Here is a 14,324-nt window from a genome sequence, read left to right as displayed (position 1 = left end):
CTGCAGTGCTTTTGGAGACACCCAGAGGCGTCGCAACCGCCAGCTAGAGAAGCATCTCCAAAGTTTTGTGAGGCACTGATGAGCGCCACTTATCAATGACTGAGGTGACGGTAATCGCGATTCAGCACCAAATGTCTTGACTTACGGATCGTTGCCGAAGCATGGTTGCTGGCGAACATTCCACCCCTCCTCCAGGAGCAGGTAATGGCTAACGAAACCATGGGCATCGCCCTCGGCATGATCGAGACCCGAGGTCTGGTCCCCGCGATCGAAGCCGCAGACGCCATGACCAAGGCCGCCGAAGTGCGCCTGATCGGTCGCGAATTCGTGGGCGGCGGTTACGTCACCGTTCTGGTCCGCGGCGAAACCGGTGCTGTGAACGCTGCCGTTCGCGCTGGCGCCGATGCCTGCGAGCGCGTGGGTGATGGCCTGGTGGCCGCCCACATCATTGCTCGCCCCCACCGTGAAGTGGAGCCTGCTCTCAACAGCAGCGCTGGCTTCGTTGGTTCGAAGGACTGAGGACTGAGCTAGGCCTCTAAAGGCCACTCATCTCTCTGACTTATTTCCCTCGACCCACTCGGAGATTCTCCATGGCTAAGAAGTACGACGCTGGGGTTAAGGAGTACCGCGACACGTATTGGACTCCTGACTACGTACCCCTCGACACCGACCTGCTGGCTTGCTTCAAGTGCACCGGCCAGGAAGGCGTTCCCAAGGAAGAAGTTGCAGCTGCTGTTGCCGCTGAATCTTCCACCGGCACCTGGTCCACTGTGTGGTCCGAGCTCCTCACCGACCTCGACTTCTACAAGGGCCGTTGCTACCGCATCGAAGACGTTCCTGGCGACAAGGAATCCTTCTATGCGTTCATCGCCTACCCCCTCGATCTGTTCGAAGAGGGTTCCGTCACCAACGTTCTGACCTCCCTGGTCGGCAACGTCTTCGGTTTCAAGGCACTGCGCCACCTGCGCCTGGAAGACATCCGCTTCCCGATGGCGTTCATCAAGACCTGCATGGGTCCCCCGAACGGCATCGTGGTCGAGCGCGACCGTATGAACAAGTACGGCCGTCCTCTGCTGGGTTGCACCATCAAGCCGAAGCTCGGCCTGAGCGGTAAAAACTACGGCCGTGTCGTCTACGAATGCCTCCGCGGCGGTCTGGACTTCACCAAGGACGACGAGAACATCAACTCTCAGCCTTTCCAGCGCTGGCAGAACCGTTTCGAGTTCGTTGCCGAAGCTGTGAAGTCCGCTGAGCAGGAGACCGGCGAGCGTAAGGGTCACTACCTGAACTGCACCGCCGCCACCCCTGAGCAGATGTACGAGCGGGCCGAGTTCGCCAAGGAACTCGGGCAGCCGATCATCATGCACGACTACATCACGGGTGGCTTCACCGCCAACACCGGTCTTGCACACTGGTGCCGTAAGAACGGCATCCTGCTGCACATCCACCGCGCCATGCACGCGGTGATCGACCGTCACCCCAAGCACGGCATCCACTTCCGCGTCCTCGCCAAGTGCCTGCGTCTGTCCGGTGGTGACCAGCTGCACACCGGCACCGTGGTCGGCAAGCTCGAGGGCGACCGTCAGTCCACCCTCGGCTACATCGACCAGCTGCGCGAATCCTTCGTTCCCGAAGATCGCAGCCGCGGTAACTTCTTCGACCAGGATTGGGGCTCCATGGGCGGCGTGTTCGCCGTGGCCTCCGGCGGTATCCACGTCTGGCACATGCCTGCCCTGGTGAGCATCTTCGGCGACGACTCGGTGCTCCAGTTCGGTGGTGGTACCCACGGTCACCCCTGGGGTTCTGCTGCTGGTGCTGCCGCTAACCGCGTGGCACTGGAAGCCTGCGTCAAAGCCCGTAACGCCGGTCGCGAGATTGAGCGCGAAGGCCGCGACATCCTCATGGAAGCCGCGAAGCACAGCCCCGAGCTGGCCATCGCCCTCGAGACCTGGAAGGAAATCAAGTTCGAGTTCGACACCGTCGACAAGCTCGACGTCAACTGATTTCGAAGCGATTGGGAATCGGAGTCAACATCCGTTGGCTCCATCCCATTCAGTGATCGGAACAGGACATCGAACCAAATCAAGGTTCATTCATTCCATCCATCTCAAGGAACCCCATGCCTTTCAAGAGCACCGTGGGTGACTACCAAACAGTCGCCACCCTGGAGACCTTCGGCTTCCTCCCGCCGATGACCCAGGACGAGATCTACGACCAGATCGCGTACATCATTGCCCAGGGTTGGAGCCCGCTCGTTGAGCACGTCCACCCCAGCCGCTCCATGGCCACCTACTGGTCCTACTGGAAGCTGCCCTTCTTCGGTGAGAAGGATCTGAGCGTCATCGTGAACGAGCTCGAAGCTTGCCACCGCGCTTACCCCGACCACCACGTGCGTCTCGTGGGCTACGACGCCTACACCCAAAGCCAAGGCGCTTGCTTCGTGGTGTTCGAAGGCCGCTGATTAGCTGCCTTCTAAAAGTTGTGGTCTCGATTCACATCGAGACCACTCCTTCTTTTACTCATTAACCATCTGACTGCGATTTTTCGCATTCAGATTTCAAGCATTCCGATGCCGTGTTGACGCAAATCAACGGCTTCGTTAATGCCATCCAGTCATTCCATACACCGGGCGGACATGGCCACTAAATCGAGTCGCGAAGCAGCCCTTGAGCGCCGCAAGGCCCTCACCGACGGCGGCAAGAAAGCCACCGGTCGCTACGGCAGCGGTGGCGGTCGCGTCCGCAGCGTCGCGGATGCCCGTCCGACCCGGACCAACGCCGCTCCAAGTTCCGCACCGCGTCCCGCCGCAGCCGAGGCTCCCGCAGCCGCTCCGGCGCCTACCCGTCAGCTGTCCGCCCCCAGCAGCCACCGTTCCTCCGCTGGCAAGCGCGTTTCAAACCCCAGCCGCGATCTGGTGCTGTCCCGTCGCGAGGCCATGACCCGCGGCGGCAAGCGTGCCGACACCTCGAAGGACCGCACCCGCACCGACGTCGCTAAGGAAGCCCCGAAGGCCGCATCGGCACCGGCTGCTGAGCACAAGTGCAAGTGCCAAGAGACGACCAGCGATACCTCCTCTTCCCGTTCCGCCAGCCTCTCCCTCAGCACTGAGCGTCCCTCCAGCTCCTCCCGTGCTGCCGCAGGCAATCGCCCCGCAGCCCGCAAGGGCACGGCTGTCCACAACGCCAGCCGGGCACTTGTCCTGGCGCGCCGCGAAGCCCTGAGCAAGCGCGGCAAGTCCGCGAGCACGGCGGCCAAGTCCGGTGCAGCTGCTGTGGCCCGTCAGATCAACCCCGACCTGAGTGCCCGTGAGCTGGCGCAAAAGGTCCGTGAGCTCAAGAGCAAAACCGGTTCTGCGGGTACGGCTCGCAACAGCGGAACCCGCCCCAGTGGCCCCAACCGCCACGGCGCCAAGCAAGCCGCAGCCGCGGATGCCGCCTGGAAGGTGGGTGTGAGCGAGACCCTCTCTGGTCAGACCGTCACCGGCACCCAGGCCAACCGCTCGGCGAAAACCACCGGTAATGAAGCCGCCACCTGCCGCTCGATCACCGGGACCGAGTACCTCGGCGCCGAAGTCTTCCAGACCTTCTGCGGTGGTCAACCCGCTGGCAGCAATCAACCCGCCAAGGTGCGCGTCACCGCCACCAGCCATGGCAACCGTGTCACTGGCAATGAGGTCGGCCGCAGCGAAAAAGTGACCGGCGATGAACCCGGCACCTGCAAGAGCGTCACCGGCACCGAGTACATCTCGGCCAACCAGTCCACGTCCTACTGCGGTGGCGTTGACCCCTCGGTCCGCAAGGTGGGCCGCAGCCAGACCCTGGGTGGCCAAGCCGTCAGCGGCGTCATGGTGGGCCGCAGCGAGCGCGTCACTGGCGATGAGGCTGGTTCAGGCCGCCATCTGACCGGAGATCAGTACCTCGGCTCCGACGCCAGTGTTCCTGGCCGTGCCGCGACCAAGGTCAGCAGCCAAAACACCCTGCGTGGCACCGGCGTGACCGGGACATCCGTTGGCCGCAGCGAGCGGGTCACCGGCGATGAGGCCGGCAGCTGCCGCAACGTGACTGGCGATGAATACATCGGTAGTCAGCAGTTCGACGGCTTCTGTGGCACTCGCCCTGCGCCCGAAGCCGCCAAGGTGGGCTTCAGCATCACCAACCGCAACCAGGTCGTCAGCGGCAGCCGCACCGGTCGCTCCGAAAAGGTCACCGGTGATGAACCCGGTAGCTGCAAAGTCGTCACCGGCACCCCCTACGCCGGGCTCGAGCAGGCTGGTGATTTCTGCAACACCGCTGCCGTCCGTGCCGTCCGTGAGCGGACTCCCGTTCGCAACGCCAACCGCATGACCGGCATTCAGCCCGGCATTGGTGGTTCCCTGACCGGCGCCGAGCGTGGCGCCTGCGAAGACGTCACCGGTACTCCCTACGTCGGCGCCGATCAACAGGCCAGCGCCTGTGGCGCCGCCCCCAGCCGCGATGCTGACTTTCCCCAGGCCCTGAATGGTGCTGACTGGCAACAGTTCAGCGTTCAGTCCCCTGCCCGCGCCGCCCAACAGGAGCGCGAAAGCACCGGTCGTGTGACCGGCAGCACCTACGAGCAAGGCGGACGGATCACGGGCCCTTTCGACATGGCCAGCGGCAAGATCACCGGCACTGAGCAGTTCCGCTTCGACCGTCGCGCCAACCAGCGTCTGGCCCAGGCGCAACAGCCCACCGCCATCGCCGCTTCTGAAGAGCCCGTCTCCCGGGTCACCGGTGAGGGTTCCGGCACCAAGATCACCGGCGACGACTGGGATCGCGGAGACCGCGTCACCGGCACCGAGGGCAGCTCTGCCCGTCGCCGCAACCCCACCCGCGTTGGCCCGATGAGCGGCATGCCTGGCGCCCAGAACAAGCGCAACCAGGAAGTGCCTGCTCCGAATAACAAGGTGACCGGCTCCAGCGGCAGCACCGATCAGGGTTCCCTGATCACGGTCTCCGGCGGCGCCCGGGGCTAAGGAGCACTCCGCAATGCGTCGGCGTTCCGCCACTAACGAGCGGCCGCTTGCTCCCACGGCCCCCAGCCGCCGCCAAAACGGCACTGGGGTCCAGGGGTCAGCAGGCCCAGCGGAATCCCCCGCTGAGCTCAACCCCAGCAGCGCCTTGAGCAAGGTTCTGCGTCAGCGTGAACTGGCGAACGCCTCCCGCATTGGCAGCTCCAGGGCGAGCCGCGTGCGGGGCAAGACCTCAGCCGTTGCTGAGATCAAGTCCAAGCTGAGCAATCCACGCAGGGTGCGCCCGGTGGCGACCCAAGTCGTCCTGGACCGCCGCTCCAGCGGCCCCGTTCACTCCGGTGGTCTGCATCCCCTGAGCAACGGCCAGGCCAACGCTGCACTGCGGGCCTACGAGGAGCAAACCCTCGGTTCCTTTGATCGGATCGTGCCTGTCCTGAAGCGTCTCTCTGCGCTTCAGCACGAAAACAACTTTGTTGAGCAAGCCCAGCGCCTGGCCGTCGCTGAGCTCGGCCATGAGCTGCCCCAGCCGGTCTTGGAGACCGCCTGGACCAGCCAGCTGGACATGCGCACCCTGTTCGCTTGGTGTGTGTTTGAGGCCTATGAACAGGCCAGCCTCTCCTTTTTCAACGACGACCCCCTTGCAGCGCAGGCCGGCAGCGCTGATGCCGAAGCCTTCAACACCTTCCTGCTGGAGTGCGGCTTCCATCTGCTGGATGTCACGCCCTGTGCCGATGGTCGCCTCGCCCATGCCATTGCCTACGCCCTGAGGCTGCCCTTCAGCTCGGTCCGCCGCCGCTCCCACGCTGGAGCGATGTTCGACGTGGAAAACACCGTTGATCGCTGGGTCAAGACCGAACACCGCCGCTATCGCGAAGGGCTCCCCAATCCAGCCCACGCCGACACCCGGTACCTCAAGACCGTCGTCTACCACTTCAGCTCGAAGGACCCCTGCCATGAGGGCTGTGCTGCCCATGGCAGCGACGACACGGCAGCTGCCGCCCAGGGCCTGCAGCGCCTACAGGATTTCCAGCAGGCCGTTGAGAACAGCTTCTGCTGCGGAGCCTCGGTGGATCTGCTGTTGGTCGGGATGGACACCGACACCGACGCCATTCGGGTCCACGTCCCCAGCGCCGACGGGAAGACCAACCTCGAGAGCTGGCTGGATGCCCGCGATGTCTACGCCGCGACCCGCTCGATGCGAGCCGATCAGGCCCGGATTGAGATCGAGAACCAGGTCAAAGCCGCAGCAGCCGCAACACCGGATGAGGGCATGGTCAAGCTGATCAGCCGCCTGATCGAGAACAACCTCTCCCAGATCGACTACGTCCGCCAGTACCACGGCGGCAGCTACAGCGACTTCGGCCACGCCGAGCGCTTCATTGGTGTCGGCATCGGGTTCAAGGAGATCCACCTGCGCAACCTGACCTACTTCGCCTACATGGACACCGTTGAAGAGGGCGCCCCTGATCTCGATGTCGGGGTCAAGATCTTCAAGGGCCTCAACGTCTCCCGCGGCCTACCGATTCCTGTGGTGCTGCGCTTCGACTATCACGGTGCCGTCCCCGGTGCTCGGGAGAGGGCCATCCAGCACTGCGAGCGGGTCAAGGCTGCGATCGAGGCCCGCTATAGCGAGCTCTGCGAACAAGGACTCCTTCACACCCTGCTCACCGTGAGGGATCGGGATCGGCACGTGCCGGCCGAGACCGTAAGTTCCTCAATCACGTTCAACACAGGAGGGGGGCACTGACATGTTGATCTGCAAAGTTGTGAAGCCACTGGTTTCCACCAACCGCATCGCTGACTTTCAGCACAAGCATCTTCAGGTGGTGCTCGATGGCAGCACTCAGAAGGTGGCCGTCGATGCAGTCGGTGCCATCCCCGGGGATTGGGTGATCTGCGTCGGTAGCTCCGCCGCCCGCGAAGCCGCCGGCAGCAAGTCCTACCCCAGCGATCTGACGATCGTCGGGATCATTGACCATTGGGATCCCGAGGCCGGCAAAGAAATGGCCGCGGGCAAACCCCAAGGGGGCGCCAAGTAATGGAAATCATGCAGGTGATGGGATCGATGGTCTGCACCCAACGGGTGGAGGGTTTCGCGCACCAAACCCTGCGAATCCTGCGCAATAACAAAGGCAAGTTGAGCGTGGCCACCGATCCGGTGGGCGCCTCCCCCGGCAACTGGGTGTTCACCGCCAGTGGCTCCGCCGCTCGCCATGCCACCGGCAACGCCAACCTCTTCACCGATCTCACGATCGGCGGAATCATCGACCACTGGTCGCCCGACGGCTAAGGAGCCCTTGGTTCCTCCCAGCCAGCCTGGGTCCACTCCGTTACCACCAGCGACCATCCACCGGGCTTAGCCCATCACCGTCATGGCCACACCACGTTCCCGAGCTACCAGCACTTCAGCCAGCGCTAAATCCAGCGCAGCCGCGAAGCCCGCTGCCGCCAAGCCGGCCGCCGGGACCACTCCGGTGACCGCCATCCCCGCGGCGGCTGCCAAGGCCACCACCGCCGCACCGGCGGCAGCGGCGGCGGCCTCCGCTCCCGTGACGGTGACCGCCAAGACGATCGCCTCGACCCCTGCGAAGAGTACGGCCAGCACAGCAGCGAAAGCTGCTCCCGCTGCCCGTCGCAGCAGCACCCGTGCTGCCGCCTCTCGCTCCTCTGCCTCCGGCTCGGGCTCCGGCGGCAACCGCTCCACCCCCTCCACTCGCACCTCCCCCATGGCTTCTTCCGTTCAAGGCATCGCTCTCGGCATGATCGAGACCCGCGGTCTGGTGCCCGCCATCGAGGCTGCTGATGCCATGACCAAGGCAGCCGAAGTGACCCTGATCGGTCGCGAGTTTGTCGGTGGTGGTTACGTCACCGTTCTGGTCCGCGGCGAAACCGGTGCTGTGAACGCCGCCGTTCGCGCCGGCGCCGATGCCTGCGAGCGCGTGGGTGATGGCCTGGTGGCCGCCCACATCATTGCCCGCCCCCACTCCGAGGTCGAGCCTGCTCTGGTGAGCAGCAACAACCGCCGGGCCTGATCACCATGGACGCCGTCCATCCGCGCGTCCTGGGTTTTCTTGGGCGTGCCCTCAGCCTTGAGCTGACCGCTGTTCAGCAGTACATGACCCAGGCCTCCCTCGTGGGGCTCTGGGGTGATGCGGCATCGGCCGATCGGTTCCGTGAGGAAACCGTCGAAGAGATGCAGCACGCTGAACGGATCGTCCAACAGATGCTGTCGCTTGGCGCGGCACCGGCTGCTTCCCAACTCCAGCCGGTGACCCATGCCGCCGATCTAGTGGGTCTGCTTGAGCAGAACGCCGATCTCGAGCAGCAGCTCGTCAACCATTACGACGAGGCGGTCCGCTTCTGTCGCTTGGTCAACGACCAAAACAACGCGGCCTTCTTCCAATCCCTGTTGGAGGACGAGCAGCACCACATGCAGGAGCTCGAGACCTGGCTCAACGAGCTCGGTGGGCGTCGTCCCCGCGGCTACGGGCGCTATGGCTCCCGCCGCCGCGGGGCACCGCAAGACCGCGCCACGTTCTGAGTCCATTCGGCGCTGGAGGATCTGCCCAACCGGGATCAGAAGCGCCTAGATTCCGCCGCCGAAGCTGCTTTCGGCGGCCCAATTCTTTAACCGTTTGAGCGCTGCTCTCCCCCTTCCCCTGCAACTGATCTGGCTGATCCCGGTGTACGGGTTCAGCGGGATGCTCCTGTCGTTGCCCTGGGCCACGGGGTGGATCAAACGCAATGGCCCCCGCCCGGCGGCCTACCTCAACCTTCTTGTCACCCTGCTGGCCGTGATCCACGGCAGCCTGGTGCTCCGTTCGGTCTACGAGATCGGCCCTCAGCATCTCGATCTGGCCTGGTTTCAAGCCGCTGACCTCGACCTGCGCATCGGCTTCGATCTGTCGCTAACGAACCTGGCGGCCCTGGAGCTCGTCACGACGATGAGCCTGATCTGCCAGGTCTATGCCCTGGGCTACCTGGATAAGGAATGGTCCCTGGCCCGCTTCTACGCCCTGGTGGGCTTCTTTGAAGGGGCCATGAGTGGGGTGGTGCTCAGCAGCAACCTGTTCATGAGCTATTTCCTGCTGGAGATGCTCACCCTCTCCACCTATCTGCTGGTGGGCTTTTGGTATGCCCAACCGCTGGTGGTCACGGCCGCTCGGGACGCCTTCCTCACCAAGCGCGTCGGTGATGTCCTGTTGTTGATGGGGGTGGTGGCGCTCTCGGCCTTTGCAGGCTCGATGGAGTTCACCGACCTCTACAGCTGGGCCGGCGGCTTGAAAGACAGTGGCGCCCTGGGCCCCCTGGGCATCACCCTGCTTGGCCTGGGGTTGATCGCCGGTCCAATGGGTAAGTGCGCCCAATTCCCGATGCACCTCTGGCTGGATGAAGCCATGGAGGGCCCGAACCCGGCCTCGATCCTCAGGAACTCCGTCGTGGTGACCTGCGGCGCGATCGTTCTGATGAAGCTGATGCCGATCGTCCGGCTCTCACCAGTCGCAACAGACGTCTTGCTGGCGGTGGGGACCATCAGCGCCATCGGCGGCGCCCTGGTGTCGTTGGCCCAGGTGGACCTCAAGCGCGCCTTCAGCTACTCGACCACCTCCTATTTGGGGCTGGTCTTCATCGCCATTGCGCTGCAGCGCCCTGGCATCGCCCTGCTGTTGCTCTTTGCCCACGGTCTGGCACGGGCCCTGCAGTTCATGGGGGTGGGCAGCATCATCGCCACCACCAACTGCCAGGACCTGACTGAACTGGGCGGCATTGGCACCCGCATGCCCGCGACCTCTCTGGCCTTCATCATCGGCAGCGCCGGTGTCGTGGGCCTGCTGCCCTTGGGCTCCTTCTGGTGCTACGGCCTGATGATCAACAGCCTCAAGGAGAGCGACCCGGGCTTTGCGGTGGTCTTCTTGATCACCAACCTGCTGACGGCCACCAACGCCACCAGGGTCTACCGATCCGTCTTCCTTGGCAAACCACTGCCCAAAACCAAGCGCACCCCTGAGGTCAATTGGTTGATGGCCCTTCCCATCGTCAGCCTGAGCGTGATCGTGATGCTGCTGCCCGCGATGATGCAGCGCATTGATCCGGTTCCGGGGATCGCATCCTTCAGCCTCAGCATCGGGCTTGCGGTCGCCGTCTCCGGTCTGATTGGTGTCGTCATTGGGGCTGTGATTCCCCTGGATCAGTTCTGGTCGCGCTCGACCACCCCTTGGGTTCGAACCCTGCAGGACCTTCTGGCCTACGACTTCTACACACCGGAGATCTACAAGCGCACGGTGGTGAGCCTGGTGGCCAACTTGGCCCAATTCACCCGCTGGTTCGATCTCAACGTGATCAAGGCCATGGCTGATGGTGTCGGCAATCTCTCGATGGCCACAGCCAACGGCCTGAAGCTCAGCGTCAGCGGCAAGACCCAGAGCTATGTGCTGACGGTGCTGCTGGCGATTGTCTTGCTGCTTGGTGTCCTTCAGCTGGGGCAGGGTTAACCGATGTTGCTGAGTTCTCTGCTGTTGATCCCCTTCCTGGGGACCGCCGCGCTGTTGCTTTGGCCTGGGGAGCAACCCCTGGGGCGCCTGCGGCTGATCACGATTGGAATCCTGGTGATCCAGCTGATCGCCAGCCTGGTGATCACCGTCCAGTTCGATCCCAGCGTGGCTGGGATGCAGCTCCAGGAGTTCCACCGCTGGGTCCCTGGCATTGGTCTGGATTACGCCCTCGGGATCGATGGCCTGTCCTTGCCCCTGGTGCTGATCAATGCCGCCCTGACCTTGGTCTCGGCGATCATCACCCGCGACATCGACCGAAGACCGCGGATCTACTTCGCCATGCTGCTGTTGATCAGCGGTGCGGTGAATGGGGCCTTCATCGCCGACAACCTGCTGCTGTTCTTCCTCTTCTATGAGCTGGAACTGATTCCGCTCTGGCTCTTGATCTCCGTCTGGGGCGGAGCGAACAAGGCCTATGCCGCCACGAAATTCCTGATCTTCACAGCGATCTCAGGAATGCTGATCCTGGGCGCCTTCCTCGGCTTGGCGCTGCTGACTGGAACCGTGGATTTCAGCATCACCCCGGTCCTCTCCGATCGTCTGGCCATGGGCGGTCAGATCGTGCTCCTGGTTGCGATCTTGCTGGGCTTTGGGATCAAGATCCCGCTGGTGCCGCTGCACAACTGGCTGCCCGATGCCCACACCCAGGCCGCCACTCCGGTGTCGGTTCTCCTGGCTGGTGTGCTGCTGAAGCTCGGCACCTATGGGCTGCTGCGTTTTGGCCTGCAGCTCTTCCCAGAGGCCTGGGCTGAGCTGGCCCCTGGCCTCGCGATCTGGGCGGCCATCTCCGTGCTCTACGGCTCCCTGGCGGCCATTGCCCAGACCGACATGAAGCGGATGGTCGCCTTCAGCTCCGTCGGCCACATGGGCTACGTGCTCCTGGCTGCCGCGGCCAACACCCCCATCAGCCTGCTGGGGGCGGTGTTCCAGATGGTGGCCCACGGTCTGATCTCGGCCCTGCTCTTCCTGCTGGTGGGCATCGTCTACCGCAAGACCGGCACCCGCGACCTCAAGGTGCTCCATGGTTTGTTGAGCCCTGAAAAGGGTCTCCCCCTGACCGGGACGTTGATGATCCTGGCGGTGATGGCCAGCGCCGGCCTGCCGGGCATGGCCGGATTCATCTCGGAATTCCTGGTCTTCCGCGGCAGCATCAGCGCCTTCCCGGTCGCCACCCTGCTTTCGATGGTGGGCTCGGGACTGACGGCCGTCTACTTCCTGCTGCTGGTGAACCGCGCCTTCTTTGGCCGCCTCTCCATTACCCCCGACAGCGACGATCCCATTCGGGATGCACGCTTGGATGTCCAACTCGCGCCGGTGGCTCCCCGGGAGACCTATCCCGCCCTTGCCCTGGCCGCAGCGATCATTGGCCTGGGCCTCTTACCGTTTGGCCTCAGCTATCTGAGCGAAACCTCGCTCACAGCCTTGGCCCTGCAATCGATGGGAGTGAGCTGAGATGCCTGTCATTCCTGCTGAGCTGGTTCACAGCAACCCCGGCCTCGACGCCGAGCAGATCATCGCCAAACTCCTCGGTGGTGAGACCCTGCTGAGCGACACCTCCGATCACCTCATTGAGGTGGTCGATGTGCTCGAGAGCTATGGCGAGGTGCTCGATGCCTACAGCAAAAACCTGATCTACCAAGGGGAACATCAGTTCCTCAACCCATTCCCGATCTTCAAGTACCTCGACGGGGACCTCAGCCCCGCCAAGATCTGGCGCCATCTCAACCACGACCGCATCAACTTCGAGTACGCCGAGTACTGCATGAAGGGCATGCTCTGGCATGCCACCGGCGGGATGGATGCCTACTTCGACAGTGAGGCCTTCAGCGAGAACTGCAAGGCGATCATTGCCGCCAAGCGCCGGCGTGATCCGCTGCTGGCGATCCTGCATCCCCTGTTCCCAGACTTCCTCAGCGAACTGATTCGCAACGCCGCCACCACCCATGCCCTGGGGCAGTTCTGGCGCGTGATGAGCGATTTGTTCATCGACCTGGCCAAGGCGGAGCGCTCCGGTGCCGTGCGCTCGATCCCGGATGTGGTCGATTTCATCAAGCAGGGGCTCGTGGCCGCCGCCGCTAACCCGATCGAATACGGCGTGATGATCGGCGGCCAACGGTTCTGGATCCTGCCGCCGGAAGCCAAGCTCACCTTCCTGGTGGATGTGGCCGTTCCCTACGTCGAGGCGGTCTTCCTGCGGGGGATGCCCTTCTTGGGCACCGTCAGCTACAACGCCCAGGCCCAGCAAATCTCACCGGACCAGGCGACCTTCACCTACGGCGCCCTCTACGCCGACCCGCTGCCCACGATGGGTGCGGGCGTGCCCCCCAGCCTGCTGATGCAGGACATGTACCGCCATCTTCCGGAGCGATTGCACCAGTGGTATCTGGTGCGCACCCGCGGAGAAGGGGACGTGCGCGAAAAGATCTGCCGCAGCTTCCAGAAGTCGATGTTCTGCGTGACCAACGCCGCCATCAGCGGCACCATGCCCCACGCCCTGGACACGACCAACCCGGAAGAACAGGAGGCCAATCGCGCCTATGCCGCCTCCTGGGCCGCTCGCCTGGTGATTGGCCGCACCGATTGCCTCGCGGCGTAGGGTCAACCCATGGATCAACTCTGGAATCCCCGGCCCAAGCCCGATCGCGTTGAGTGGCTGGAGCGCCGGATTGAGTTCGAGGACTACGCCGGGAACCGGGCGTTTTTGGATCGCCTCAACGATTTCTGCGAGCAGGAAGGGCGCTACCCCGACATCAGTTTTGGGCGTACATACGTGAACATCACCCTCCGGCCCGAGGAGGAGGGGGCGAGCATCGGCGAGGCTGACCACGCGTTTGCCGCTGCCATCGATGGCCTCGTCTGAGCAGCCCGACAACACGCCCGTCGATCTTCAGGCCGCCTATGAGGGGGCCGAGGTCCAAGAGGTTCTCGATCAGCTGGACCAAGAGTTGATTGGACTCCAGCCGGTCAAGACCCGGATCCGTGAAATCGCCGCCCTACTGGTCGTCGACCGGGCCCGCAAGCAGGTGGGACTCTCCACCACGGCCCCCAGCCTGCACATGTCCTTCACCGGTCGGCCAGGAACGGGGAAGACGACCGTGGCCGAGCGGATGTCCCAAATCCTGCACAAGCTCGGCTACGTGCGCAAAGGTCACGTGGTCACCGCCACCCGGGATGATCTGGTGGGGCAATACATCGGCCACACCGCTCCCAAGACCCGGGAGATGCTCAAAAAGGCGATGGGTGGGGTGCTGTTTATTGATGAGGCCTACTACCTCTATCGCCCTGAGAATGAGCGCGACTACGGAGCCGAGGCGATTGAGATCCTGCTCCAGGTCATGGAGAACAACCGTGATGACCTGGTGGTGATCTTTGCCGGTTACAAGGAGCGGATGGATGTTTTTTACCAAAGCAATCCTGGTCTCTCCTCTCGAGTCGCCAACCACATTGACTTTCCGGATTACAGCGCCAGCGAACTGCTTGCCATTGCGCGGCTGATCCTGGCGGAGGAGAACTACCGCTTCAGCGAGGAGGCCCTGGCGGCCTTCGAGGATTACATCGATCGGCGCATGCAACTGCCGTTCTTTGCCAATGCCCGCTCGATTCGCAATGCGATCGATCGCTCGCGGATGCGCCAAGCCAATCGCCTGTTCAATGTGATGAACAGCAGTCAGCTCACCAAGCTGGATCTGATGACGATCGAAGCGGAGGACATCACCGCCAGCCGCGTCTTCTCCGGGGAGGTCGAAGGCCTTGACCCCAGTGAACCGATCACCGGCTAATCC

At 63.5% G+C, this 14,324-nt stretch carries 14 protein-coding genes; all 14 read left to right on the top strand.

Annotation, left to right across the window (positions count from 1 at the left end; genetic code table 11):
* The first annotated feature begins 204 nt into the window (after positions 1 to 204).
* The 14 genes from QZ186_RS07985 (at position 205) to cbbX (ending at position 14,321) form a co-directional block, all read left to right on the top strand.
* On the top strand, positions 205 to 519 hold the full coding sequence (locus tag QZ186_RS07985) for a BMC domain-containing protein (RefSeq protein ID WP_094587519.1): 315 nt from the start codon (positions 205 to 207) through the stop codon (positions 517 to 519).
* 71 nt (positions 520 to 590) lie between these two features.
* On the top strand, positions 591 to 2,003 hold the full coding sequence (locus QZ186_RS07980) for a form I ribulose bisphosphate carboxylase large subunit (protein WP_010316539.1): 1,413 nt from the start codon (positions 591 to 593) through the stop codon (positions 2,001 to 2,003).
* 116 nt (positions 2,004 to 2,119) lie between these two features.
* Entirely contained in the window at positions 2,120 to 2,461 is a 342-nt protein-coding gene (locus QZ186_RS07975; RefSeq protein ID WP_010316537.1) for a ribulose bisphosphate carboxylase small subunit, read from the top strand.
* Between the two features lie 174 nt (positions 2,462 to 2,635).
* Entirely contained in the window at positions 2,636 to 4,993 is a 2,358-nt protein-coding gene (locus tag QZ186_RS07970) for a CsoS2 family carboxysome shell protein (protein WP_296416376.1), read from the top strand.
* Positions 4,994 to 5,006: 13 nt separating this feature from the next.
* On the top strand, positions 5,007 to 6,737 hold the full coding sequence (locus QZ186_RS07965) for a carboxysome shell carbonic anhydrase (RefSeq protein ID WP_296416375.1): 1,731 nt from the start codon (positions 5,007 to 5,009) through the stop codon (positions 6,735 to 6,737).
* A gap of 1 nt (position 6,738) precedes the next feature.
* On the top strand, positions 6,739 to 7,029 hold the full coding sequence (locus tag QZ186_RS07960; protein ID WP_247477759.1) for a carboxysome peptide A: 291 nt from the start codon (positions 6,739 to 6,741) through the stop codon (positions 7,027 to 7,029).
* Positions 7,029 to 7,280 (top strand): carboxysome peptide B, encoded by a 252-nt coding sequence (locus QZ186_RS07955; RefSeq protein ID WP_010316530.1) that lies wholly within the window; start codon positions 7,029 to 7,031, stop codon positions 7,278 to 7,280. The genes QZ186_RS07960 and QZ186_RS07955 overlap by 1 nt, the downstream gene beginning before the upstream one ends.
* A gap of 82 nt (positions 7,281 to 7,362) precedes the next feature.
* The gene (locus tag QZ186_RS07950) at positions 7,363 to 8,022 is read left to right on the top strand and encodes a BMC domain-containing protein (protein WP_296416374.1); all 660 of its coding nucleotides are present in this window, start codon (positions 7,363 to 7,365) and stop codon (positions 8,020 to 8,022) included.
* 5 nt (positions 8,023 to 8,027) lie between these two features.
* Positions 8,028 to 8,531 (top strand): ferritin-like domain-containing protein, encoded by a 504-nt coding sequence (locus QZ186_RS07945; protein WP_296416373.1) that lies wholly within the window; start codon positions 8,028 to 8,030, stop codon positions 8,529 to 8,531.
* Between the two features lie 94 nt (positions 8,532 to 8,625).
* Positions 8,626 to 10,482 (top strand): NAD(P)H-quinone oxidoreductase subunit F, encoded by a 1,857-nt coding sequence (locus QZ186_RS07940; protein WP_296416372.1) that lies wholly within the window; start codon positions 8,626 to 8,628, stop codon positions 10,480 to 10,482.
* A 3-nt stretch (positions 10,483 to 10,485) separates the two neighbouring features.
* Complete coding sequence (locus QZ186_RS07935) at positions 10,486 to 11,994, top strand: NADH-quinone oxidoreductase subunit M (RefSeq protein ID WP_247477750.1); 1,509 nt, start codon at positions 10,486 to 10,488, stop codon at positions 11,992 to 11,994.
* 1 nt (position 11,995) lies between these two features.
* Positions 11,996 to 13,138, top strand: coding sequence for a CO2 hydration protein (locus QZ186_RS07930; RefSeq protein ID WP_296416371.1), 1,143 nt, complete (start codon positions 11,996 to 11,998; stop codon positions 13,136 to 13,138).
* Positions 13,139 to 13,147: 9 nt separating this feature from the next.
* The gene (locus QZ186_RS07925) at positions 13,148 to 13,402 is read left to right on the top strand and encodes a 4a-hydroxytetrahydrobiopterin dehydratase (RefSeq protein WP_010316509.1); all 255 of its coding nucleotides are present in this window, start codon (positions 13,148 to 13,150) and stop codon (positions 13,400 to 13,402) included.
* A complete protein-coding gene (cbbX, locus tag QZ186_RS07920) occupies positions 13,389 to 14,321 on the top strand; it encodes a CbbX protein (protein WP_010316507.1) in 933 nt (310 codons plus the stop codon). The genes QZ186_RS07925 and cbbX overlap by 14 nt, the downstream gene beginning before the upstream one ends.
* Positions 14,322 to 14,324 lie beyond the last annotated feature (3 nt).

The sequence above is a fragment of the Vulcanococcus sp. DEBay_Sum29NL08_54 genome, from assembly GCF_017859255.1.
GTDB lineage: Bacteria > Cyanobacteriota > Cyanobacteriia > PCC-6307 > Cyanobiaceae > Vulcanococcus.
The sequence above is the reverse complement of the archived record's forward strand: the minus strand, read 5'-3'. Positions and strand labels throughout refer to the sequence as shown.

Coding starts and splice junctions, on each gene's coding strand:
- QZ186_RS07960 (WP_247477759.1), top strand. CDS start 6,739: ATGTTGATCTGCAAAGTTGTGAAGCCACTGGTTTCCACCAACCGCATC.
- QZ186_RS07980 (WP_010316539.1), top strand. CDS start 591: ATGGCTAAGAAGTACGACGCTGGGGTTAAGGAGTACCGCGACACGTAT.
- QZ186_RS07950 (WP_296416374.1), top strand. CDS start 7,363: ATGGCCACACCACGTTCCCGAGCTACCAGCACTTCAGCCAGCGCTAAA.
- QZ186_RS07970 (WP_296416376.1), top strand. CDS start 2,636: ATGGCCACTAAATCGAGTCGCGAAGCAGCCCTTGAGCGCCGCAAGGCC.
- QZ186_RS07930 (WP_296416371.1), top strand. CDS start 11,996: ATGCCTGTCATTCCTGCTGAGCTGGTTCACAGCAACCCCGGCCTCGAC.
- cbbX (WP_010316507.1), top strand. CDS start 13,389: ATGGCCTCGTCTGAGCAGCCCGACAACACGCCCGTCGATCTTCAGGCC.
- QZ186_RS07935 (WP_247477750.1), top strand. CDS start 10,486: ATGTTGCTGAGTTCTCTGCTGTTGATCCCCTTCCTGGGGACCGCCGCG.
- QZ186_RS07975 (WP_010316537.1), top strand. CDS start 2,120: ATGCCTTTCAAGAGCACCGTGGGTGACTACCAAACAGTCGCCACCCTG.
- QZ186_RS07945 (WP_296416373.1), top strand. CDS start 8,028: ATGGACGCCGTCCATCCGCGCGTCCTGGGTTTTCTTGGGCGTGCCCTC.
- QZ186_RS07965 (WP_296416375.1), top strand. CDS start 5,007: ATGCGTCGGCGTTCCGCCACTAACGAGCGGCCGCTTGCTCCCACGGCC.
- QZ186_RS07925 (WP_010316509.1), top strand. CDS start 13,148: ATGGATCAACTCTGGAATCCCCGGCCCAAGCCCGATCGCGTTGAGTGG.
- QZ186_RS07955 (WP_010316530.1), top strand. CDS start 7,029: ATGGAAATCATGCAGGTGATGGGATCGATGGTCTGCACCCAACGGGTG.
- QZ186_RS07985 (WP_094587519.1), top strand. CDS start 205: ATGGCTAACGAAACCATGGGCATCGCCCTCGGCATGATCGAGACCCGA.